This is a genomic window from Sphingomonas sp. (assembly GCF_019749955.1).
In the GTDB taxonomy this organism is placed as follows: domain Bacteria; phylum Pseudomonadota; class Alphaproteobacteria; order Sphingomonadales; family Sphingomonadaceae; genus Sphingomonas.
Map to the genome: position 1 here is coordinate 77,228 of NZ_JAIEPC010000014.1, position 21,629 is coordinate 98,856.

The 21,629-nt window shown below is 66.0% G+C and carries 28 protein-coding genes and 1 tRNA gene; 10 read left to right on the top strand and 19 right to left on the bottom strand.

Features of this window, described 5'->3' with window-relative positions; translation table 11 throughout:
• Positions 1-7: 7 nt before the first annotated feature.
• Positions 8-673: a COQ9 family protein gene (locus tag K2W81_RS04555; protein ID WP_294101826.1), complete on the top strand. Its 666-nt coding sequence runs from the start codon at positions 8-10 to the stop codon at positions 671-673.
• 3 nt (positions 674-676) lie between these two features.
• Here the strand turns inward: K2W81_RS04555 and K2W81_RS04560 are convergent, their stop codons facing one another.
• From K2W81_RS04560 to K2W81_RS04570, 3 genes are read right to left on the bottom strand one after another with little or no spacing between them, the layout of a single operon-like run.
• On the bottom strand, positions 677-985 hold the full coding sequence (locus tag K2W81_RS04560) for a hypothetical protein (protein WP_294101828.1): 309 nt from the start codon (positions 983-985) through the stop codon (positions 677-679).
• Positions 978-1,520: an RNA polymerase sigma factor gene (locus K2W81_RS04565; RefSeq protein ID WP_294101829.1), complete on the bottom strand. Its 543-nt coding sequence runs from the start codon at positions 1,518-1,520 to the stop codon at positions 978-980. The genes K2W81_RS04560 and K2W81_RS04565 overlap by 8 nt, the downstream gene beginning before the upstream one ends.
• Entirely contained in the window at positions 1,513-1,905 is a 393-nt protein-coding gene (locus K2W81_RS04570; RefSeq protein ID WP_294101830.1) for a hypothetical protein, read from the bottom strand. The genes K2W81_RS04565 and K2W81_RS04570 overlap by 8 nt, the downstream gene beginning before the upstream one ends.
• Positions 1,906-2,042: 137 nt before the next feature.
• On the opposite strand from K2W81_RS04570, the gene K2W81_RS04575 reads away from it, so the two are divergent.
• Genes K2W81_RS04575 through ssb form a run of 3 tightly spaced genes read left to right on the top strand, consistent with a single transcriptional unit; the run spans position 2,043 to position 4,714 of the window.
• Positions 2,043-2,303, top strand: a complete 261-nt coding sequence (locus K2W81_RS04575) for a FeoA family protein (protein WP_294101831.1) — start codon at positions 2,043-2,045, stop codon at positions 2,301-2,303.
• A 13-nt stretch (positions 2,304-2,316) separates the two neighbouring features.
• On the top strand, positions 2,317-4,182 hold the full coding sequence (locus K2W81_RS04580) for a ferrous iron transporter B (RefSeq protein ID WP_294101832.1): 1,866 nt from the start codon (positions 2,317-2,319) through the stop codon (positions 4,180-4,182).
• A gap of 10 nt (positions 4,183-4,192) precedes the next feature.
• On the top strand, positions 4,193-4,714 hold the full coding sequence (ssb, locus tag K2W81_RS04585; protein WP_294101833.1) for a single-stranded DNA-binding protein: 522 nt from the start codon (positions 4,193-4,195) through the stop codon (positions 4,712-4,714).
• 150 nt (positions 4,715-4,864) lie between these two features.
• Here the strand turns inward: ssb and metW are convergent, their stop codons facing one another.
• Both metW and K2W81_RS04595 read right to left on the bottom strand, forming a co-directional pair.
• The gene (gene metW, locus K2W81_RS04590; protein ID WP_294101834.1) at positions 4,865-5,455 is read right to left on the bottom strand and encodes a methionine biosynthesis protein MetW; all 591 of its coding nucleotides are present in this window, start codon (positions 5,453-5,455) and stop codon (positions 4,865-4,867) included.
• The gene (locus K2W81_RS04595) at positions 5,452-6,567 is read right to left on the bottom strand and encodes a homoserine O-acetyltransferase (protein WP_294101835.1); all 1,116 of its coding nucleotides are present in this window, start codon (positions 6,565-6,567) and stop codon (positions 5,452-5,454) included. Before K2W81_RS04595 ends, metW begins: the two co-directional genes overlap by 4 nt.
• Before the next feature lie 63 nt (positions 6,568-6,630).
• On the opposite strand from K2W81_RS04595, the gene hisC reads away from it, so the two are divergent.
• On the top strand, positions 6,631-7,725 hold the full coding sequence (gene hisC / locus K2W81_RS04600) for a histidinol-phosphate transaminase (RefSeq protein WP_294101836.1): 1,095 nt from the start codon (positions 6,631-6,633) through the stop codon (positions 7,723-7,725).
• Between the two features lie 147 nt (positions 7,726-7,872).
• Here hisC and K2W81_RS04605 read toward each other — a convergent pair whose 3' ends face one another.
• The 4 genes from K2W81_RS04605 to ftsE are packed head-to-tail and all read right to left on the bottom strand — an operon-like array spanning position 7,873 to position 10,698.
• A complete protein-coding gene (locus K2W81_RS04605; protein ID WP_294101837.1) occupies positions 7,873-8,562 on the bottom strand; it encodes a 1-acyl-sn-glycerol-3-phosphate acyltransferase in 690 nt (229 codons plus the stop codon).
• Complete coding sequence (locus K2W81_RS04610) at positions 8,559-9,095, bottom strand: YdcF family protein (RefSeq protein WP_294101838.1); 537 nt, start codon at positions 9,093-9,095, stop codon at positions 8,559-8,561. Before K2W81_RS04610 ends, K2W81_RS04605 begins: the two co-directional genes overlap by 4 nt.
• Positions 9,092-9,979 (bottom strand): permease, encoded by an 888-nt coding sequence (locus K2W81_RS04615; RefSeq protein ID WP_294101839.1) that lies wholly within the window; start codon positions 9,977-9,979, stop codon positions 9,092-9,094. Before K2W81_RS04615 ends, K2W81_RS04610 begins: the two co-directional genes overlap by 4 nt.
• Positions 9,980-9,984: 5 nt before the next feature.
• Positions 9,985-10,698, bottom strand: coding sequence for a cell division ATP-binding protein FtsE (gene ftsE / locus K2W81_RS04620; RefSeq protein WP_294101840.1), 714 nt, complete (start codon positions 10,696-10,698; stop codon positions 9,985-9,987).
• Positions 10,699-10,881: 183 nt separating this feature from the next.
• Between ftsE and K2W81_RS04625 the strand changes: the two genes are divergently transcribed.
• A complete protein-coding gene (locus K2W81_RS04625; protein WP_294101841.1) occupies positions 10,882-11,574 on the top strand; it encodes an MJ0042-type zinc finger domain-containing protein in 693 nt (230 codons plus the stop codon).
• Here K2W81_RS04625 and K2W81_RS04630 read toward each other — a convergent pair.
• Entirely contained in the window at positions 11,546-12,904 is a 1,359-nt protein-coding gene (locus tag K2W81_RS04630; protein WP_294101843.1) for an MATE family efflux transporter, read from the bottom strand. The two genes, K2W81_RS04625 and K2W81_RS04630, sit on opposite strands and share 29 nt — an antisense overlap.
• A 122-nt stretch (positions 12,905-13,026) precedes the next feature.
• Between K2W81_RS04630 and K2W81_RS04635 the strand changes: the two genes are divergently transcribed.
• Positions 13,027-13,113, top strand: a tRNA-Leu gene (locus K2W81_RS04635).
• Positions 13,114-13,291: 178 nt separating this feature from the next.
• Here K2W81_RS04635 and K2W81_RS04640 read toward each other — a convergent pair.
• Complete coding sequence (locus tag K2W81_RS04640) at positions 13,292-13,756, bottom strand: nuclear transport factor 2 family protein (protein ID WP_294101845.1); 465 nt, start codon at positions 13,754-13,756, stop codon at positions 13,292-13,294.
• 180 nt (positions 13,757-13,936) lie between these two features.
• Here K2W81_RS04640 and msrB point away from each other — a divergent pair, with 180 nt between their 5' ends.
• Both msrB and K2W81_RS04650 read left to right on the top strand, forming a co-directional pair.
• The gene (gene msrB / locus K2W81_RS04645) at positions 13,937-14,335 is read left to right on the top strand and encodes a peptide-methionine (R)-S-oxide reductase MsrB (RefSeq protein WP_294101846.1); all 399 of its coding nucleotides are present in this window, start codon (positions 13,937-13,939) and stop codon (positions 14,333-14,335) included.
• Between the two features lie 55 nt (positions 14,336-14,390).
• Entirely contained in the window at positions 14,391-16,487 is a 2,097-nt protein-coding gene (locus K2W81_RS04650) for a transglycosylase domain-containing protein (RefSeq protein ID WP_294101848.1), read from the top strand.
• Here the strand turns inward: K2W81_RS04650 and K2W81_RS04655 are convergent.
• The 3 genes from K2W81_RS04655 to K2W81_RS04665 form a co-directional block, all read right to left on the bottom strand.
• The gene (locus K2W81_RS04655) at positions 16,463-17,143 is read right to left on the bottom strand and encodes a SprT family zinc-dependent metalloprotease (protein WP_294101849.1); all 681 of its coding nucleotides are present in this window, start codon (positions 17,141-17,143) and stop codon (positions 16,463-16,465) included. The genes K2W81_RS04650 and K2W81_RS04655 overlap by 25 nt on opposite strands.
• Positions 17,140-17,574, bottom strand: a complete 435-nt coding sequence (locus K2W81_RS04660) for a YcgN family cysteine cluster protein (RefSeq protein ID WP_294101850.1) — start codon at positions 17,572-17,574, stop codon at positions 17,140-17,142. The genes K2W81_RS04655 and K2W81_RS04660 overlap by 4 nt, the downstream gene beginning before the upstream one ends.
• 85 nt (positions 17,575-17,659) lie before the next feature.
• On the bottom strand, positions 17,660-18,262 hold the full coding sequence (locus K2W81_RS04665) for an SCO family protein (RefSeq protein ID WP_294101851.1): 603 nt from the start codon (positions 18,260-18,262) through the stop codon (positions 17,660-17,662).
• Between the two features lie 71 nt (positions 18,263-18,333).
• Between K2W81_RS04665 and K2W81_RS04670 the strand changes: the two genes are divergently transcribed.
• Complete coding sequence (locus K2W81_RS04670) at positions 18,334-18,954, top strand: ankyrin repeat domain-containing protein (protein ID WP_294101958.1); 621 nt, start codon at positions 18,334-18,336, stop codon at positions 18,952-18,954.
• 19 nt (positions 18,955-18,973) lie between these two features.
• On the opposite strand, the gene K2W81_RS04675 is transcribed toward K2W81_RS04670, so the two are convergent.
• The 5 genes from K2W81_RS04675 to K2W81_RS04695 form a co-directional block, all read right to left on the bottom strand.
• Entirely contained in the window at positions 18,974-19,462 is a 489-nt protein-coding gene (locus tag K2W81_RS04675) for an MmcB family DNA repair protein (protein WP_294101852.1), read from the bottom strand.
• A gap of 54 nt (positions 19,463-19,516) precedes the next feature.
• A complete protein-coding gene (locus K2W81_RS04680; RefSeq protein WP_294101853.1) occupies positions 19,517-20,152 on the bottom strand; it encodes a cell wall hydrolase in 636 nt (211 codons plus the stop codon).
• A 153-nt stretch (positions 20,153-20,305) separates the two neighbouring features.
• Entirely contained in the window at positions 20,306-20,644 is a 339-nt protein-coding gene (locus K2W81_RS04685) for a DUF1491 family protein (RefSeq protein WP_294101854.1), read from the bottom strand.
• Positions 20,641-21,111 carry a PaaI family thioesterase gene (locus K2W81_RS04690; protein ID WP_294101855.1) on the bottom strand — a complete coding sequence of 157 codons (471 nt, stop codon included), beginning with the start codon at positions 21,109-21,111 and terminating at the stop codon, positions 20,641-20,643. The genes K2W81_RS04685 and K2W81_RS04690 overlap by 4 nt, the downstream gene beginning before the upstream one ends.
• Complete coding sequence (locus K2W81_RS04695) at positions 21,101-21,568, bottom strand: PTS sugar transporter subunit IIA (RefSeq protein WP_294101856.1); 468 nt, start codon at positions 21,566-21,568, stop codon at positions 21,101-21,103. Before K2W81_RS04695 ends, K2W81_RS04690 begins: the two co-directional genes overlap by 11 nt.
• Positions 21,569-21,629 lie beyond the last annotated feature (61 nt).

A 21,629-nucleotide genomic window follows, 5' to 3' on the forward strand; every position in this document is an offset into this window, starting at 1 on the left:
GCGTACCATGACGACTCCGATCCCGGCCGACGCCACGCTCGACGAAATCCGCCTTGGCCTTGCGCCGCTGATTGCCGCCAATGCCGGTTTCGATGGCTGGACCGGCGAAGCGGTGGCGCTGGCCGCCGAACAGGCAGGCGTCGATGCCGATGTCGCAGCACTCGCTTTCAACGACGGCCCCGTCGCGATGATCGATGCATGGTTCGCGCATGTCGACGCGGTGATGGTGGCGGCGCTCCCCGCCGAAGCGCTCGCCGAACGCAAAATCCGCGCGCGCATCGCCGATCAGGTCGAGGCCCGGCTCGCTGAACTCGCCCCGTACCGCGACGCGCTGCGCCGTGCGGTCGCGATTCTGGCGATGCCGCAGAATCTGGCGCGCGCGACCCGGCTCGGCTGGCGCAGCGTCGATCTGATGTGGCGCCAGGCGGGCGACACCGCGACCGATTACAACCATTATACCAAGCGCGCGATTCTCGGCAGCGTCTATGCCGCGACGATCACGGTGTTCCTGAACGACGAAAGCGAGGCGTGGGCCGACACAAGCGCTTTCCTCGCGCGCCGGATCGAGGGGATCATGCGTTTCGAAAAGGCCAAGGCGGGGTTCGTCGCGCGCACCGAAAATCTGCCGAGCCTGTCGCGCTTCATCGGCCGGTTGCGCTACCCGGTCGTCTGATCCTCAGCTGCTGGCCCAGCGATTCGTCGCCGCCCAGCCGACGAGCGCCAGCAGCATCGTCGAAACGATGAAGGCCGCGTGATCGCTGTTGATCAGGCCAGGCGCCGATGTCAGTCCAAGCCCGAGCGCCGGCACCAATATAGCGCTCGCGACGACGACATCGCCTGCGAAGCGCCGCCACGCGCGCCGCCGCCGCAACGCATAGGCTTGATCGAGCTGCACCAGCGCGTCGATCTGATTGACGAACGCGCGGTCGGGCGCACGGGGCGCGTCTTCGAGCATGGCCCGCAGCCGGAGGGTCGGTTCAGTCATTGATTGGGCTCCCCGGCGGCGCGTTGAGCATCGCTTCGCACCGGCGCGTTGCGCGCGCCAGCCGCGTCTTGAGCGATCCCAGCGGCATCTTCAGGATCATCGCCGCTTCCCGGTGCGACCACCCCTGGCCGTGACATAATATGACGCAGGCGCGGTCGAGTGGATCAAGCGCCGCCAGCAAGCGCGCGGTGTCGATCTGCGCGTCGCCGCCAGCGGGGAGATGGGCATCGCCCAGCCGGTCGCTTTCGGCGGTGCGCAGCGCGCGGTCGATCCGGGCGCGCCGCGTCGAATCGATGAACACCCGCCAGCCGATGGTAAAAAGCCAGCCGCGATAGCTGCCTGCACCGCGAAACGCGCTCGCGTTGCGCCACGCGCGCAGAAATGTTTCCTGCGCCAGATCATCGGCATCCTCCGCGCCTGCCACGCGCGCGAGGAAGCTGCGGAGCCGCGCTTCGTGCCGCTCGACCAGCGTCGCGAAGGCGCGGCGGTCGCCCGATACCACGCGCCGGTTGAGGGCGACGTCGTCGTCATCCACTCGTCGCGATTTCGCTGGCGATGGCGCGCGCGACCAGCCAACGCCTGATCAACAGGGCAATGCCGACAAACAGCGGAAACAGCGCTGCCCCCAGCATCGAGCGGAGCGTGCCATCCTGCTGGATCAGCCCGTAACCGGCAATCGCCAGCCCGAGCGCAATCAGCACCAGCCCGTTGCGATCATCCCCGGGGAGCTCGCCTTGGCGGTCCATCCGCTGGTCGATCTTGTCGACCAGATCACGCGCGATCGGCGCATTGATGCTGATCGCCTTGCGCAACGTCAGATGGAGCAGCGCGGCATGGATGAGCCGCAGCACCTGAATGAGTCCCACCAGCAACAGGATGCCGGGCGCCGACCAGCTCAAAAGGTCGATAATTTGATTCATGACAATCCCTCTTTACCGCTTCCCTGCCAGTAAGACGGTCGAAATGGCGCGATTGGATGTTGGACGGGCACTTTTTTGGCCGACGCGCGCTCGCGATAGTTATTGATAATCACTCGCAGGAAGCCTATTTCAGGAGCATGCAGAGTCGGGTCAGTCTTGAAAAGCTTGCGCTGCGCCAGATGGCGACGGTGAGCATGATCGATTGGTCGCGGCTCGCCGATCCTGAAGCGCGGCGGTTGCGCGAGCTGGGGTTTGACGAAGGTGTCGGCGTCGAAGTGTTGCACCGCGCAACTTTGGGCAAGGGTCCGATTGCGTGCCGGATCGGCCGGATGACGGTGGCGCTGCGGCGCGCTGTTGCGGGCGCGATCCACGTTTCGCCGCTGTCGCCCGCCGAATGATCGCCCCCCACTGATGAACCCCGCGCCGCTGGTGGCGCTGGTCGGCAATCCCAATGCCGGCAAAAGCGCGCTGTTCAATGCCCTCACCGGTGCGCGGCAGAAAGTCGGCAATTACCCCGGCGTTACCGTTGAACGGCGATCGGGGCGGCTGGTCCTGCCCGATGGCCGCCCGGTCGAACTGGTCGACCTGCCCGGCGCTTACAGCCTCGACCCCGGCAGCCCTGATGAACGCGTGACCCGGGACGTCATCACCGGCACGCAGACCGGTGAGCGGCTGCCCGATGCGCTGGTGATCGTGCTCGATGCCGCCAATCTCGACAATCACTTGCGGTTCGCGCTCCAGCTGATTGCGCTCGGCGTGCCGGTGGTGATCGCGCTCAATATGGTCGATCTCGCCGAGCGCGATGGGCTGATCCTCGATCCCGCCGCGCTCGCACGCGAACTTGGCGTGCCCGTGGTGGCGACGGTGGCGGTGCGCAAGCGCGGGCTCGACGACCTCAAGGACCAGCTCGCCACCACGATCGGGCAAGACGGCGCGATCCGGTTGCGCGCCGGGGATGGCGGCGTGCAGGAAGATATCGCCACGCTCCAGCGCCGCGCGCGCGGCATCGCGATGCGCGCGATCGTGTCCGAAACGCCGACCCGGCGCTTCACCCACGGACTCGACGGCATCGCGCTGCATCCGGTTTGGGGCACCGTGTTGCTGCTGACGATATTGTTCCTGATGTTCCAGGCGGTGTTCAGCTGGGCCAAAGTGCCCGCCGATGCAATCGATGCGGGCTTTGGCCAGTTGAGCCAAGGCATCACGGCGCTGCTGCCGCCCGGATTCGTCCGCGACTTGCTGACCGAAGGCGTGATCGCCGGTGTTGGCGCGGTGTTGGTGTTCCTGCCGCAGATCCTGATCCTGTTCCTGTTCATCCTGCTGCTTGAGGCATCGGGCTATATGGTCCGCGCGGCCTTCCTGATGGACCGGGTGATGGCGGTGGCGGGGCTATCGGGCCGCGCGTTCATTCCGCTGCTGTCGTCCTTCGCCTGCGCGGTGCCCGGCATCATGGCGACGCGCACGATCGAGGATGAGAAGGACCGGCTGACGACGATCCTGATCGCGCCGCTGATGACGTGCTCGGCGCGGCTGCCGGTCTATACCGTGGTGATCGGCGCAATGATTCCCAACCGCGAGGTGTTGCCCTTCATCGGCTTGCAGGGGCTGGTGCTGTTCACGCTCTATGTCTTCGGCATCGTCGGCGCGTTCGTCGCGGCGATCGTGCTGCGACGGACGGTCACCAAGGGCGTATCGTCGGGCTTCATGATGGAAATGCCCAAATATCAGCTCCCGCGTTTCCGCGATGTCGCGATCGGGCTGTGGAGCCGGGCCTATAACTTCCTGCGGCGCGCCGGCACGATCATTCTCGCGTCGACCGTCGTGCTGTGGCTGTTGCTCAGCTTTCCCAAGCCCCCCGTCGGCAGCACGATCAGCCCGGTGGACTATTCGGTCGCCGGGCGCATCGCCAATGGGCTGGCGGTGGTGACCAAGCCGATCGGCTTCGACCGCGACATTGCGCTCGCGCTGATCCCGGCGATGGCGGCGCGCGAGATTGCGGTGGCGGCGCTCGGTACCGTCTATGCCGTCGATGCCCCCGACGACGCACGCGGGCAGGCGGCGATCACGCAAGCGCTGCAAAAACGCTGGTCGCTGCCGACGGCGCTCGCGTTCCTGATGTGGTTCGTGTTCGCGCCCCAGTGTATTTCGACGATTGCCGTCACAAGGCGCGAAACCAACTCGTGGCGTTGGCCCGCCTTCATGGTTGGCTATCTGTTCGCGCTGGCATATGTCGCTGCTGGGGCGACTTATTGGGCCGCCGTGGCACTCGGGCTTTAGGAAGAGACATATGGCGGGCAGCGTCAACAAGGTGATCCTGGTCGGCAATCTGGGGCGCGACCCCGAAAGCCGTACTTTCCAGAATGGCGGCAAAGTGGTCGAACTGCGCATCGCCACGTCGGAAAGCTGGAAGGATCGCAATTCGGGCGAGAAGAAGGAGCGCACCGAATGGCACACGGTGAAGGTCTTCAGCGAAGGCCTCGCCAATGTCGCCGAGCGTTTCCTGCGCAAAGGCAGCAAGGTCTATATCGAGGGCGCCTTGCAGACGCGCAAATGGCAGGATGCGCAGGGGCAGGACCGCTATTCGACCGAAATCGTGCTGCAGGGCTTTAACTCGGTGCTGACGATGCTCGACGGCGCGGGCGGTGGCGGCGGCATGAGCGGCGGCGGCGGCGATGATTTCGGCGGCGGATCGCGCGGCGGTGGCGGCGCGCCGAGCCGCGGCGGTGGATTCAACGATCGCGGTGGTGCGGGCGGCGGTGGCTTCAACGACGGCCCGGCCGATGGCTTTGACGACGAGATTCCGTTTTAGGCACTATTTGATCTACCCCCACCACCCATTCGTCCCGAGCGCAGTCGAGGGGCGGGCCACAAGCGACTCGCCCAGTGCCCGTGTCTCGACTTCGCTCGACACGAACGGGTGGGGATGTTGAGCTTCGACCAACCGCAGCACGAGCTCGCCCTACCCCCGCTTGAGCAAAAACACCGCATGTTCGGCGAGCAGGTTCGCCGCCATCGCGCCGCGCTGCTGATCGCCCGACAAATACCAGGCGCGCTCGACCGCAATGCCTTGCGCGCGCATCAAATCGCGGAAATCGTCGATCGTGACGTGGTGGATGTTGGGCGTGTCATACCAGCGTTCGGGCAGCAACCGCGTCACTGGCATCCGCCCTTGTGTCAGCAGCGCGACCCGGACCCGCCAATGCGCGAAATTGGGGAAGGATACGAAGGCACGCGCGCCGATCCGCAGCAATTGATCGAGCACCAGCTGCGGCGCGCGCGTCGTCTGGAGCGTCTGGCTGAGGATCGCATAGTCGAAGCTCGCCGCCGGATAATCGGCAAGGTCGTCATCGGCATCACCCTGAATCACCGACAGCCCGCGCGCGACCGCCGCCGCGACGTTTTCGGAATCAATTTCCAGCCCGCGCGCGTCCACCCCGCGCTCGTCGCGCAATGCCGCGAGCAGCGCGCCATCGCCGCAGCCGACATCAAGCACACGCGCGCCCGGCGCGACATTGGCGGCAATCACCGCGAGGTCGGGGCGCAGCGTCATTCGGGCGCCCTAAGGAAACCGTCGACCACGCGGTTGAGCTCGGGGCTGTCGAGCAGAAAGGCATCGTGGCCGAAGGGGCTCGACAGTTCGACAAAACTCGCCGCTGCCCCCGCTGCGTTGAGCGCCTTGACGATGCTGCGCGACTCAGCCGTCGGATAGAGCCAGTCGGTATCGAAGCTGACGAGGCAGAAGCGCGTCGCGGTGCCTTTGAAGGCGTTGGCGAGCCTCCCGCCATGTTCCTCGGCGAGATCGAAATAATCCATCGCGCGGGTGATATAGAGATAGGAGTTGGCGTCGAACCGATCGACGAAGCTGATTCCCTGATGCCGCAAATAGCTTTCGACCTGGAAATCGGCATCGAAGCCGAACGACTTGGCTTCGCGCGCCTGCAACCGGCGCCCGAATTTCTCGGTCAGGCCGGCTTCGGACAAATAAGTGATGTGTGCTGCCATCCGCGCCACCGCGAGGCCTGCGCTCGGCGGCTCGCCAGTGGCGTAGTAATCGCCGCCCAGCCAGCGCGGATCGGCCATGATCGCCTGCCGCCCGACTTCGTGAAAGGCGATGTTCTGCGCCGTATGCCGCGCCGTCGCGGCAATCACCACGGTGGCGCGCACCCGCGCCGGATAGGTCGCGGCCCAGCTTAGCGCCTGCATCCCCCCCATCGACCCGCCGACCACCGCGCGCAGCACGCCGACGCCGAGATGGTCGAGCAGCATCGCCTGCGCACGGACCATGTCGCGGATCGTAATGACCGGAAAGCGCATCGCATAAGGCGCGCCATCACCGGCAAGGCTCGCGGGGCCTGACGACCCCATGCAACTACCGAGCACATTGGCGCAGATGATGAAATGCCGCGCGGGGTCGATCGGCTTCCCCTCCCCCACCATCCGCGCCCACCAGCCGGGCTTGGCCGTGATCGGGTGCGGGCTCGCGACATGCTGGTCGCCGGTGAGCGCATGGCAGATGAGGATCGCGTTGCCGCCATCCGCATCCAACGCGCCATAGGTTTCATAGGCGATCTCGACCGGCGCAAGGCTGGCGCCCGAATCGAGCGGCAGCGGTCCGGCCAGCAAAATCGTGCGGCCAAGGCCGAAGCGCGCGTCGTGCGACATGGGCAAAGCGGCTAGGGCGCGCGTGCTTGGCTTGTCAATGCGCAGCCGCTAGGGGCGAGAGCCATGAACGCTCCTGTCCCAAAACCCTGGGTGATGGCCATTGCCCCCTATGTCCCCGGTCGATCGACCGCCGATGACGGGCGCAAGCTGGTGAAACTCTCGGCGAACGAGAATCCGCTCGGCACCTCTCCCGCCGCGCGCGCGGCGCTCGAGGCCGAGAGCCGCTCGCTCGATCGCTATCCCGATCCAGGGGCGGCGATCCTGCGCGAGGCGGTGGCGGCAAAATACGGCCTCGATCCGGCGCGGGTGATTTATGGCACCGGGTCGGACGACATCCTCCACCTCGCCGCCGGTGCCTTTGCGGGGCAGGGCGACGAAGTGATTTTCGTGAAGTTCGGCTTTGCGGTGTACGAAATCGCCGCTCGCCGTGTCGGCGCGACGCCGGTTGTCGCACCCGACAAGGACTATGCGACCGACATCGATGCGGTGCTGGCGTGCGTCACCGATCGCACGCGGATCGTCTTCATTGCCAATCCGAACAACCCGACCGGCACCTTCGCGCCCCGCGATGAAATTGCGCGGCTCCACGCAGCACTCCCGCCGACGGTGCTGCTGGTGCTCGACCAAGCCTATGCCGAATATCTGAGCGCCGAAGAGGATGACGCCGGGCTCGCGCTGGCGATGTCCGCGCCCAATGTGCTCGTCACGCGGACCTTTTCGAAGATCTACGGGCTGGCGGCTGAGCGGATCGGCTGGGGCTATGCGTCGAGCGCGATCATCGAGGCACTGCACCGCATTCGCCTGCCGTTCAACGTCACCGCCGCAGGCCAGCGCGCCGCCGTCGCTGCGCTCCACGACGAAGCCTTTGTCGATGCCGCCCGCGCTCATAACGCGCAGTGGCGCACGTGGCTGGCGGGTGAAGTTGCGTCGCTTGGCAACAAGGGCCTGCGCTCGGTGCCGAGCCACGCCAATTTCCTGCTCGTGCTGTTCGAAGGCGATGTCAGCGCCGAGCAAGCTTATAAGGGCCTGATGGAGCGCGGCTATATCGTGCGCTGGCTGCCCGGACAGGGCCTGCCGCACGGGTTGCGCATCACGATCGGCACCGAGGAGGAGACGCGCGGGCTGGCAGCAGCGTTACGCGATGTCGTCGGCGGTTAGTGGGCCTTCGGGCCAAGCTGCCTCCGTTCGCCCTGAGCTTGTCGAAGGGCTGTATTTCTTTTTCCACCGGCCCGAAAAAGAAGAACGGTGCTTCGACAAGCTCAGCACGAACGGATCATAGGTAAATCCATTCAGCCCATTTTTGCGCTACCGCGGTTCCAGCACGTTGATGGCGTCATGGGTGCGCGCTTCGATCTCGGGGCGGAGCAACCCCGGCGGCTCGGGATCGGCGAAGCGGAAGGTCACCACGCCGCCGCGCTTCGGCCCGGTCCTGGGCCAGACCACGCCCGAATCGATCGCGATCGGTACGACTGGCAGGCCGAGCGCGCGATAAATCCCCGCAAAGCCCGATTTGAGCGGCGGCATTGCGCCCGTTGGCACCCGCGTGCCTTCGGGGAAGATCAGCACCGATCGCCCGCTCGCGAGCGCTTCCCTGGCTTCGCGGATCATTTGCCGAAGCGCGGGCGCCGAAGCATCGCGATCAACCACGATCATGCCGTAGCGCCGCGCCGCCCAGCCCCAGAGCGGGATCTGTGCCAGCTCGCGCTTGATCACGATCACCGGATCGCCGAGCTCAAGCGCGAGTTCGAACGTCTCAAGCATCGCATGATGCTTGGCCGCGTAGAAATATTGCCCCGGTGGCGGGCGGTTCTCGAACCGGCAGGTAATGCCAAGGCTCAGCCACGCGACCAGCCGGTGCCAGCGAATCCAGCCGTGGACATTGGCGACCAGCGCGCGCTGCCCGAACAGCGCGCTGATCGGCGTCGCGAGCACGAACAGCACTGATCCGCCGTAAAACAGCAGCGCAAAGATCGCCGTCCGCACCCAGGCGATCATCCGCCGAGTCCGAACGCGAGCGCAAAGCGCCGCAGCAGATATTTGTTATATTCGGCCAGCAGCAGCGGCGCGCGCGGATTGCCGGCGACGCCATCGCCTTTGACCGTGACATCGGGGCCGAGCGCATAGGCCAGTTCGAGCCGCGCACGTCGCAAATGCCAGTCCGACGTCACCAGCCGCACCGATTTATAGCCGTGGCGGCGGACCCAATCGCGCGTTTCCTCCGCATTCGACCGCGTATCGACGGCTTCGCGGCCAAGGTCGATGCAGCAGGCGAACACGGCAGGCGGGGTTTTATACTCGACCGCCAGATCGATCAGGCGGACTTTGGGATCGACGCCCGACACCAGCATCCGCTTGGCGGCGTGCGCGCGCAGCAGGTCGAGCCCGCGGTCGATGCGTCCGGCGCCCCCCGTCAGCACAACAATCGCATCGGTCGGCCGCGCATCGGCCGGTCCCGGCAACGCGAGCATGAACCAGCCAAAGCCCAGCACCCAGGCCAAGGCGATCAGCGCAACCACCCGGCGGATCACAGATAATGACTCAGCGCGCGCAGCACCGCGAGCCGCGCGGCGACCGTTGCCAACAGGGCAAAGGCAATCGGCAACGCGATCAGCAACACCCAGTCGCGCGCACCAAAGGCAATCCCGCCGAGCAGGTCCGAGCCGAGCGCGGTGATCTGCGTCCCGACAAAGCCGATCGTCACCAGCGCGAGCAAAGTCCCCACGACGCCGCCATAAAGCGTGTCGATCGCGATCCGCCGCTGGAACAGCCGCGCGACCTGGGTATCGGTTGATCCGAGCATGTGCAGCACTTCGATCGTCGCGCGGTGGCTGTCGAGCCCGGCGCGCGCGGCCAGCATAACCACCGTGGCGGTCGCCGCCGCCATCAGCACGATCAGCCCGACCGCCAGCGCGATCATCACCCGCATGAAGCCCGCGACCGGCGACATCCAGTTTTCGTAGCGATCGATCCGCGCGCTCGGCGCGGTACGCTGCACCGCCTTGGTCACCTCGGCCACCGCCGCATCGCTGGGGACACGCAGTTCGATGTCGATCATCGCCGGGATCGGCAGGTCCGGATCGGCGCCCTGCTCCCCCAGCCAAGGCCGCAGCATCGCCGCCAGTGCATCGCGGTCGACCGGCACCGCGCGCGCGACTTGCGGCATCGCGCGCAACTGCGCGAGCGCCGTGGCGGCGGCGGCTTCGCGCGCCGGGCCATTGGCTTCGACAATCTGCACCGTCAGCCGCCCGGCAAGCTGGCGCTCGAGCGTTTGCGACGCCGCCAGCGCGCCGAGTCCGAAGGCGCCGGTCAGCACGGTCAGGAACAGCATGATCGCCATGATCCACACCATCGCCCGCGTCTGGCGCCCGGCATCGAGCAAGCGCCGGTCGGCATAGGGGACGCGCGCCGCCATCGCCGTCAGGCCTCGCCCGACGGCGACGTTGGCGGAAAGCGCAGCGATCCGGTCGGGTCGAGCAATCGCCCCTTGTCGAGCCGCATCATATGCGCGTTGGGGATCCGCCCAAGCAGGTGGAAATCATGCGTCGCGACCACCACTGTCGTCCCCAGCCGGTTGAGCGTGTCGAACAGGTGGAGCAACCGCTCGGCCATGTCAGGGTCGACGTTGCCGGTGGGCTCGTCGGCGACGAGAATCTCGGGACGCCCGATCACCGCGCGGGCAATCGCGACGCGCTGCTGCTCGCCGCCCGACAGTGTCGGCGGCTTGGCCGTGGTGCGATCGGTCAGCCCGACCCAGGCAAGCATTTCGCGCACCGGCGCATCGACATCGGCCTCGGGCAAGCCAGCAACGCGCAGCGGCAACGCGATATTGTCATAGGCGGACAGATGCGGCAGCAGCCGGAAATCCTGAAACACCACGCCGATCCGCCGCCGAAAGCCCGGCAGGCGGCCGCGCGGCATCGCCCCGAAATCCTCGCCGAACAGCCGGATCAGCCCGCGCGTTGGTCGCTGGGCGAGATACAGCAGTTTCAGTAGCGATGTCTTGCCCGCGCCCGACGCGCCGGTCAGGAAATAAAAGGCGCCGGTCGACAGCGTGAAACTGAGGTCGGTGAGCGTCTCGTCGCCGTTGCCATAGCGCAGCCCCACATTTTCGAACTGCACGATATTCGCCATGCCGGCGCCGACGCTCCCGATTGCCGATGACGCGCCATCGCATGCGCGCGCCGCCCACTCAAGCTGCCCCTTGCCACACAGGCGCCGCTCGTGCTTAGATTCGCGCGTAGTTGCAACAACGGGCGGGCCGTTACCACCCCCAGACGAAACCCCAGACGAAACCCCAGACGAAACAATGTCAGCATGATCCTCGAATGCGCCGCCTGCCGGACACGCTATCTGGTTCCCGATACTGCCATTGGGCCTGACGGTCGGACTGTTCGCTGCGCCAATTGCAAGCATAGCTGGTTTCAGGAAGGCGCTGCGGCCGAGGCGCTCGCGGCGGGCGTATCGGCCATTGCCGCGCCCTCCGTAACCCCACCGCCCGCTGAGCCTGTGCCGCCGGTCGCAGCGCCTGCGGCCGAAACCGATTATGACGCTTTCGGCTATCAGGCGCCGTTCCGCCCGCGCCGCAATCCGGCGCGCCGTTATACGATGATTGCCGTCGCCGCCGGCGTCACGATGCTGATCGGGGTCGGCGTGATCAGTGCCTCAGGGGCAACCGGCCTTGCCAGTCAGTTCGGGCTGATTGCCGCTGCCGACACGCCGCTGCGGATCGAGCAAAATCCGATCGATCGCCATGATCTGCCGAGCGGTTCGGAAGCCTTTGCCGTCAGCGGGCGGATCATCAACCCGACGGGCAAGCGGTTGCCGGTCACCGATTTGCGCGCCGATCTGCTCGATGCGCAGGGGCGCCAGGTCTATACGTGGACGATCACGCCCGAAGCCCGCGTCGTCGGCCCCAAGGGTGTGGTCGAATTCCGCAGCCTGACGCTCGACGTCCCCAATAACGGCAAGGCGCTGCGGCTCAGCTTTGCGTCGGGGATCGCCGGCTGACGCTTTCGAAGCGTAATCCGCTGAGCAGCGCGGCGACCAGCATCCCAAGCCCCGAGGCCAGCACCAGTCCGGTCGCGCCCCAGCCCTGTCCGACCAGCACCACGCCCAGCCCGCCCGTCACGACGAAATAGGCAATGATCGAGTTAATCCCGGCCGCCACCTGATCGCCGACGGAGCGCAGTGCATAGACGAAAACGAGCTGCACCCCGTCGAACAGGATAAACCCGGCCCAGAGCGGCAGCATGCCCAGCGCGAGCAGATGGACTTCGGGCGTCGCCGGAAACGCCGCGACGACCGCGCCTGCACCGACGATCAACAACGTCGCGAGGATGCCCATCAGGGCGGCGGTCAAGGCGGCGGCGATCAACGTCCGGCGCCGCGCCTGATCGGGCACGCCTTCGCCAATCGCGTTGCCCACACGCACGCCGGTCGCCGACCCCAGCCCCATCGCGACCGAGAAAGTGACATTATGGACCGCGAACACGATCTGGAAGGCATGCGCGGTCGGCGCGCCGAGCTGCGTCGACAACGCGATCAGGATGGAGAAACCGGCAAGCTCAAGCCCCGAAGCAATGGCCGGCACCAGCCCGAACACGAACAGCCGCCACGCGCGCACTGGTGCCGAGGCCCATGCGGCGCGCCGCAGATCGTGCAGGCCGCGCGCCCGCGCCCGCGGTAGCGTCCAGGCGGCGGCGACCATCCCGACCGCGCCGATCGCCGAGGCGATCGCGGTTGCCAGCGCCGCGCCGCCCGCACCGAGCATCGGCAAACCCAGATGCCCGCCCGACAAGCTCCAGGCGAGCACGGCATTGACCGGCAGGATCGACACATTGACGATCGTCACACGCTGCGGCCGGCTGACGCCTTCCAGAAAAAAGCTGATCGCGATCATGACCAGCTGGAACGGAAAGGCGATGGCGAACAGCCGTACAACATGCGCGGTCGCGTCAAGCTGCTGCGGGGCCACGCCCATCAAGCCGAGCATCGGCACCGCAAACACCGCCATCGCCGCGCCAATCACCAGCCCGAGCGCCAGCGCCAAGACCAGCCCGTCGCGCAGCACTTGCCCCGTCTCCGGCAAATCCTCGGCCCCGTCGGCGCGTGATGCGAAGACGAGGATGCCCGACAGGCACCCAATCGCGGCGACGATGGTAATGAACGTCAGCGCCCGGCTGCCCCCCAGAATTGCGACTTGTTCGGTGCTGACCAACCCCACAACAATGACATCGGTGACATGCAGGATCGTCCAGTTGAGGCTCGTCAGCATCACCGGCCACGCGAGGCCGAGCAACTGGCGCGCTTCGGGGGCAAGGCGTTGGGCAAAAGTCATCGCAAGGCGCCATAGGCGGCTGCTTCCCCGACGCCAATGATCATTGCCGCTTGTAAGCCGCCAAGGGCTTTGCTACGGGCGCGCTCCTGCCAGCCACCGGCGATGCCGGCGGTCTATCACGTGCGGTCGTGGCGGAACTGGTAGACGCGCAACGTTGAGGTCGTTGTGGGCGAAAGCCCGTGGAAGTTCGAGTCTTCTCGACCGCACCAGATATTGGACGCCGCCGACCCTCAGGCGGCGTCACTCCCCCACCCGGAATCCGACCTGCCTACCTCGACCCGTTCGTTTCGAGCGAAGTCGAGAGACGCTTGCGCGCCGCCTTTGGCCTGTTTCTCGACGTCGCTCGAAACGAACGGGGGCAGGTAGGTCGCGCCGCGCGATCCGGGCCTAAAGCCCCATATCGCTCAGCCCCGGATGATCGGCGGGTCGCGGCCCCAGCGGCCAGCGGAACAGCCGCCCCGCTTCGTCGATCTTCACATCATTCACCGATGCCTCGCGCCGGGTCATCAGCCCTTCGCCGTCGAATTGCCATTGCTCATTGCCATAGCAGCGCCACCATTGGCCGCTGGCGTCATGACATTCATAGACGAAGCGCACCGCGATCCGGTCGTCGGTGAAGGCCCAGACTTCCTTGACCAGCCGATATTCATGCTCGGAAGCCCATTTGCGCGTGAGCATATCGACAATCGCGGGCCGCCCGTTGAAGAATTCTTCCCGCGTCCGCCAGCGGCTGTCTTCGCTATAGGCCAGCGACACTCGCTCGGGGTCGCGGCTGTTCCAGGCGTCTTCGGCGAGCCGCGCCTTTTGCGCGGCGGTATCAGCAGTAAAGGGCGGCAGCGGGGGACGGGCCATGGTCGAGTCTCCGGGCGGGGGTTCGGCGCTCGTCTAGCCCAGTATGGTGACACACCAAAAGCGCTTGTTATGGTGCCGATTGAGCATCGACGCCGCGCGCGCGACACGGCACCTCTTGTCGATCGCTGCGGCGGCTCCATTTATGGGAGCGACCACCCAAGCCGCGTCTGGAGAGCCCAAATGGACAAGATCGACCTGCCCGAAAGCGAATGGCGCGCGCGGCTGAGCCCCGAACAATATCATGTGCTGCGCGAAGCCGGCACCGAGCGCGCCTTCACAGGCAAATATAACGACAACAAGGCCGATGGCATTTATGCCTGCGCCGCCTGCGGGCTCGACTTGTTCGACAGCGCCGACAAATATGATTCGGGATCGGGCTGGCCGAGCTTTTCGCAGCCGATCGGTGCCGATCACGTGACCGACCACACCGACACCAGCCACGGCATGCGGCGCATCGAATCGCGCTGCGCGCGGTGCGACGGGCACCTTGGCCATGTGTTTCCAGACGGCCCGCCGCCGACGGGGCTGCGCTATTGCATGAATTCGCTGAGCCTTGATTTTCGGCCGCGCGGTGACTGAACGCTATCGAAGCGCTTGTCGCGTCGCACGTTAAGCCCTATTCCGCCGAGCTTCGATGGCAAGTGCTTCCCTGAAAAAACCCCTGTGGCGGCGTCGGCTTGTGCTGGCGATCCAGTTGCTGTTCGGGCTGGCGCTGGTGGCGTTCGCTGCGCTGGTCGTCGCCGTCTATGTTGCACGCGCGAGCTTGCCGAGCTTCGATGAATTGAAATCATCGCCCAACGGCCAGATGATCCGCGTCCATGCCGCCGATGGCACGGTGATTGCGTCGCTGGGGCCGAGCTTCGGCGACTGGCTGTCGTACGACAAAATCCCGCAAGTGATGCGCGACGCGACGATCGCGGTCGAGGATCGCCGTTTCCTCTCGCATCCCGGCGTCGACCCGATCGCGCTTGCCCGAATCACCAAATTCGCGATCGTCAATCGCGGCACCGGGCGGCGATTGCAGGGCGCATCGACGATCACCCAGCAGGTTGCGCGCACGATTTTCCTGACCAACAGCTATTCGGTCGGTCGCAAGGTCCGCGAGGCGATCATCGCGCTCGCGCTCGAACGCAAGTTCACCAAGGACCAGATCCTCGAACTCTATCTGAACAAAGTCTATTTCGGCGGTGGTGCCTATGGCATCGATGCAGCCGCGCGCAAATTCTTCGGCCATAGCGCCGAACAGCTCAGCCTGACCGAAGCCGCCGTCATCGCCGGGCTGGTCAAGGCGCCGTCGCATTATTCGCCGACCGCCGATATCGACGCCGCCAAGGGCCGCGCGGGCGTGGTCATCCGGCTGATGGAGGAAACCGGCAAGATCGCGCCCGGCGAAGCGGGCAAGATCGAGTTGGCAGACGTGCGCTTCGTGCCCGAGCCCAAGCAGAACAGCGTGCGCTATTTCACCGACTGGGCGCTGCCGCAGCTCGAAGTGCTGATCGATGAGTCGACCCGCCCGCTCGAAGTGTGGACGACGCTTGATCTCGGCGCGCAAAGGGCGGCCGATGCCGCGATCCGCGCCAATGCCCCGGCCGGCACGCAAGGCGCGCTCGTCTCGCTCGACCGCGACGGCGCGGTGCGGGCGATGGTTGGCGGCAAGGATTATGTGTCGTCGATCTACAACCGCGCAACCCAGGCCGAGCGCCAGCCGGGATCGGCGTTCAAGCTGTTCGTCTATCTCGCCGCGCTTGAAGCAGGGCATAAACCCGAAGACGCTGTCGTCGACGAACCCGTCACCATCGGCGAATGGACGCCCAAAAATGACTCGCGCCGCAATATCGGCCCGACGACCTTGCGCAATGCCTTTGCCTATTCGATCAACACCGTTGCGGCAAAAATCGGCGACGAAGTGGGCTTCGCGACGATCGCCGACATGGCGCGGCGCTTTGGCATCACCACGCCGATCAACACTTACCCTGCAATGGTGCTCGGCACGTCGAACGTGCGGCTGATCGATCTGACGCGCGCCTTTGCGTCAGTCGGCAACAAGGGCGTGGCGGTGACCCCTTATGGCATCACCAAAGTGACCGCGAACGGCGTCACCATTTACGCGCATGAAGTCGATCGCAGCCATGTCCTTGTCGCGCCCTTCGTCGCGCAGTCGATGACCGACCTGCTGCAAACTGCAGTCAACACCGGCACCGGCAAGGCCGCGCAGATCGGGCGACCGGTCGCGGGCAAGACCGGCACGACCACCTCGACCAAGGACGGCTGGTTCCTCGGTTTCTCGAGCGGCCTCACCACCGGCGTGTGGATGGGGCGTGACGATGCGCAATCGGTGCGCGGGCTGCATGGCGGTACGGCGCCTGCGCGCGCCTTTGCCGACTTCATGAAGGTCGCGGTCGCCAAGCGCCCGGTCGAACAATTCGACACCGGCGTGACGTTGCCCGACGAAGCCGCCGGGTTTGGCGAGGAAAATTACTTCGGCGAGCCCGACAATGGCCTGTTCGTCGACCCCGATGGCAATCCGGTCGAACCGCCGGCGGGGCCTCCGGTCGATCAGGCGCCCGATCAGCAGCCCGACGCGCTGCCGCCGTCAGCGCCCACGGCGCGTTACCGACCGTCCGGCGAGCGGCTTGACGAGGATTGGCTCGACCGCGCGCTCGATCGACCCGCCACCCCGCGCCGTTCGCCCCCGGCGGCCCGCCCTCAGAGCGACCGACCGACCCAGTGAAGCGCCGCGCCGTGGCGCTTGAGCCACGCGCGCGACCGATCGGCATCGGCACCGACGAGTGCTGCGACCTGCGCGTGGAACGCCGGACCGTGGTGCATATGGACGCGGTGCGCGACTTCATGCGCCACTGTCGCGCGCCGCACATAGTCGGGCGCGAGAATCAGCCGCCAGCTATAGCGGATCGCGCCGCTCGACGAGCAACTGCCCCAGCGCCCGCGCGGATCACCGATGCTCACCCGGGCCACGGTGACGCCTGCGCGGTCGGCAAATTCCGCTGTCTCCGCGCTCAGCAGCGCCAGTGCCTGCGCGCGCAGCCAGCGCGTGATCCGCCCCGACAGCCCTTCGATCGGCCCACCGGACACCAGATGATCGCCAGCGAACACCACCCGGCGCGGCGCCTTCGCATCCCAGGCGATCGTCAGCGGCGCCCCTCGAAAGGGCACGCTACCGCCGTCGATAAAGGGCTGCGGTTGCGGCAGCTTGGCATGCTCGGCGGCAATCCAGCCGCGCTTTTCCTCGGCCCAGCGCAGCGCCGGCGCGAGCGGCGCGCGCGGCGGCAGCGTGAGTTTCACCACGCCGGTCGCCGGATCGATGCTGAGCCGGGCGCAGCGCGCACGCGGATGACGCACCACCGCGATCGGTGGCGCGCTGCTCATAGCTCCCGGTCGGTCACATGGAATTCGAGGTCGCCGGCATCGTCTTCGGATATCGTCCAGCCGCGCACCGAAATGCCCGCGCGGTGGACGGCTTCACGGTCGCCGCAGACCAGATAATGCCATTCCGCCAGCGGCTGCCCCTCGGCGCGCAAGCGATAGGCGCAGGTCGAGGGCAACCAGTCGATCGTCGCGAGCTTGCCCGGCGTCAGCCGCACGCATTCGGGGACGAATGCGTGGCGGTGCTTGTAATTGGTGCACTGCGCGCTGCGCCGGTCGAGCAAGCGGCACGCGACATTGGTCGGGAACAGCTCGCCGGTCTCGTCATCCTCAAGCTTGTGGATGCAGCATTTGCCGCAGCCGTCGCACAGCGCCTCCCATTGCGCGCGATCAAGCTTTTCGAGCGGTATGTCCTCCCAGAAGCGCGCGCTCATCTTGCGCGCCGTTTGAAATGGGCGCTCGTCGCGCGTGCCGTTAGAAATTGGGCGCTCATCGCGCGTGGCGTTAGAAATTGGGCGCTCATCGCGCCCAGCGCCGGATTTCGGCAGCGATGACCTCGGGCTTGCCATCTTGCGAGAGCAAGGCCAGCGGCTTGCCGTCGGGGCTGAACAAATAGGCCTGGCGTGAATGGTTGACGGTATAGCCGCCATCAGCCGTCTTGCCCTGCGGCTGATAGAAAATCGCATATTCCTTGGCGACCGCTGCGATTGCTTGCGGCGTGCCGGTCAACCCGACCATGCGCGGATGAAAGGCGCGCACGAATTGCTTGAGCACCGGCGGCGTGTCGCGCACCGGATCGACGCTGACGAAGATCGGGACGATGCGGGCGCCGAGCTTGGGGTCGCTTGCCTCGACCTGCTTCAACCCAGCGGCGAGATTCTGGACATCGACCGGGCAGACATCGGGGCAATAGGTATAGCCGAAATAGATGATCCGGAACTTGCCCGCAAAATCGCGGTCGCTGGCTTGCTTGCCATCCTGGTCGGTCAAGGTGAAAGGCCCGCCGATCGCAGCCCCTGCCAGCGGCGGCGTTTCGACAGGCGGCGAGCAGCCGGGCAGCAACAGCAGCGCGGCCAGGGCAAGCTTCACGAAATGACGGTGGTTCATGGCATCGTCAGCCATGATCTGGTAGCGAAGCCGATGCAAGCCCTGCCAAGGGCGCGTACCGATCGTAGCAGGGGTAATGAGTGACGATGACTTTGCGCAGCTTTCATATCGCCGCGATGGTCGGCACCTTTGTGATCGCCAGTCCCGCGATGGCCCAACTCGGCCAGTCGGACAGCTACAAGTTTCTTGAAGCGATCCGCGAGGCCAAGAGCGATCCGAGCAAGGGCGCGGAAATCACCGAATTTCTCAACAAGCCCGGCACGACGATCGTCAACACGCAGGATTACAGTACCCGCGAGACCGCGCTCCACATCGTCGCGAAGCGCAACGACGTGCTCTACACGCGCTTTCTGCTGCAAAAGGGCGCCGATCCCAACCTGCGCGACCTGCGCGGCAACACGCCGCTGCTGGCGGCGGTGTCGGCGGGCGCCGATTCGGTGATCTCGTATCTGATCAAGGGTCGCGCCAATGTGAATCTGGCGAACCGGGCGGGGGAGACGCCGCTGATCCGCGCCGTCCAGCTGCGCAACATCAATGTCACCCGCGATCTGCTGGCGGCGGGCGCCGACGCCGATCAGGTCGACAATATCGCCGGTCGTTCGGCGCGCGACTATGCAACCGAGGACAAGCGCTTCCAGACGCTGGCCGAGTTGTTCGCCGCCATCCCCAAGCGTGATCGCCGCGCCACTGTGGGGCCGTCGCTTTAAGCGCTGCCCCAAGCTGCGGCTAAATCGCCTCGGCGTCGGGATCGATCAGCAACGTCAACCGCCGCGCCGCGCGGCGGGCAAAGGCAAGCGTCTCGCGCTTGCGGGCTGGCGCCGCAATCGGCACGCTGTGCGCTTCGCGGACGATCGACGCATCATAACGGTCAGCAATGATCACGCCCGTTCGTTCGGGCAGAAACACCGGCGTGTCGAGCGGGCTGATGTCAAAACCCAGCGGCACGGCCCAGAAGAAGCGATCACAATGCGCCAGATAATCGGGCCATTTGCCGTCGCCCAGCAAATCAGCGCGCGACACCTTGATCTCGACGATCACGATGTGCCCGCGCGCATCAATCGCCATCAGGTCGGCGCGGCGCCCGCCGTCGAGCGGGACTTCGCCGATCGCCACCAGATCATGGCGCAGGAACATGCGCGTCACGCCGCGCACGACATCGGCAGCGCAGAGCCGGTCGGCGGGGCTGGGCACAAACGGGTCGGGCAGCGAGTTCATCGCTGCCCGGCTAGAACATTACACGAACAATTGGAAGCGCGTTACGCGCCGCGATCACCGGTAGAAGACGTGGCGCCCGATCGTCGCGACGCGCTGGCGCCCCCAATTGGGCGACACCCGCGTGGCGTGGAAATACATCGCGCTGGCGACCGGGCTTTCCCACTGGCGGTCGAGCGCGAGTTGGGCAACCGCAAGCGCGGTGCGATAGGCACGATTGGCGACGCCCGGCGACGCCATCTGGCCGCCCCGCACGAACGAGAATTGGCCGGGCTGCGTCACCACGCCGCACACCGTGCGCGGGAAGCGGCCCGATTTGCTGCGGTTGAGAATCACATGGGCGACGCCAAGCTGGCCCGCGAGCGGCTCGCCCTTGGCTTCATAATAGACTGCCGTGGCGAGGCAGCGCAGATCCTCGCTCACCTCATCAGACAGCGTCTGGGTAGCGACAGCGTCGGAAAGCGACACCGGGCGCTCAACGGGCGCAACCGGGGCAGGCGTATCAATCGGTGCCAGGGCTTCGAACGTCGTCTCGGTCGGAACCACTGTCGGGACCGGGACGTTCTTGGGCGTGAGCGGAGTCACGAGGAGCGGCTTGTCGAGCATAAAGGCCAGACCGGGCGTGCCGGTTGCGACCAGGGTCGACGCGCAGAGCATTGCCGCAAGGGCGGCAGTTCGGATCGGAAAGTGCATTGACCGTCATATTATGCGGTGGGTGCGCGGATCGATCGACCCTATGGTCATCGTTCCGGGCGTGCCCCCCGACTGCGTAACCGACCGATATCGCACATCAGCCAGCACAACGCGTTTTCGAGGCGGCCCCGTTGCGCGCATCGCGTTAACGGGTCAATAAAAAGCGATCGTTTCAGCGGCGAACCGTTCGGCTTGTGCGATATCCAGTTCAATTACCCATAAATCGGGGTCGCGCGCACGGCGCCGCTGCCAATAATCGGTCAGCGCGATCGGATCGGCGTCCGACGGGCCGGTTTCGACCAGCGCCGACGCGCCACCTGGCCCGATACCGCGCTCCAACGCACGGTAATTCTGACCTTTTTCACCCGTGATCAGCAGCAGTGCGCCGGCATCAGCATCACCCTTTGCCAGCACCATCGCCATCCCACCCGCATCATTGACGCGACGGAGCAGCGCGCCGACCAGCAAATGCGTCGGCAGCCGGTTGCTCATCCGGCGCGATAGCCGGGCAAGGTCGCCAGCGCGATGCGCGATCGCATGAAGGTGCCGGTGCCGCGCGCGACTTCCTCGCCACTGGCATCGATCAGCCGTGCGTCGGCGATCAGCACGCGGCGCTGGCCATTGATCCAGCGCCCCTCGGCCACCACCGGTCCTTCGCCGAGCGGGCGCGTGAACAGCAGGTTGAACTGCGTCGTCAGCAGGAATCGATCGGTGACAAGCGTATTGGCCGCATAAAAGGCCGCATCGTCGAGCATCTTGAAATAGATGGTGCCATGCGCCGCGCCGGCCGCGTGAAACTGCTGCTGGTCGATCATGAAGCGGATCCGCGACGTACCGCTGCCGGTGATTTCAAGCTTTGAGTCGAACAATTGGTTGATCGGGGCGGCGGCGTAGAGCGATTCGAGCGCGCGGTAATGCGCGTCCGCGCCGTGCGCGCCCGTACCGCGTTCAGGCGGCATCGCGCGCCTCATCCTCGGTCCACAACACATAGAGTGCATCGGCCGAGCCTGCGCCGCGCAGTTTGGCGACGAAGCCTTGGTCGCGCAGCCGCCGCGACACGCCCGCGAGCGCCTTCAGATGTTCGGCGCCTGCATCAGGGGGTGACAACATCATGAACACCAGATCGACCGGCAATTCATCGATCGCCTGATAATCGATCGCGGTGGCGAGCCGGACAAACGCGCCGATGATGTGCGGCAGGCCCGCCAGCTTGCCATGCGGGATCGCAACGCCGCCGCCAAAGCCGGTCGAACCGATCCGTTCACGATCGGCGAGCGCGCTCGCAACCGGCTTGGCGTCGAGGCCATAGGCCTGCGCTGCTGCCGCCGCGAGCTGGTTGAGCAGCGCCTTTTTGTTGGAGACGCTGACGCCCGCCATCACGGTCGCCGGCAGCAGCAAGTCGTTGAATCGAATCATGGTTGTTCCTGACGCGGGGCGACCGCCGCCGCACGGCGGGGGCGAGAGGCGCGCCTTAGCG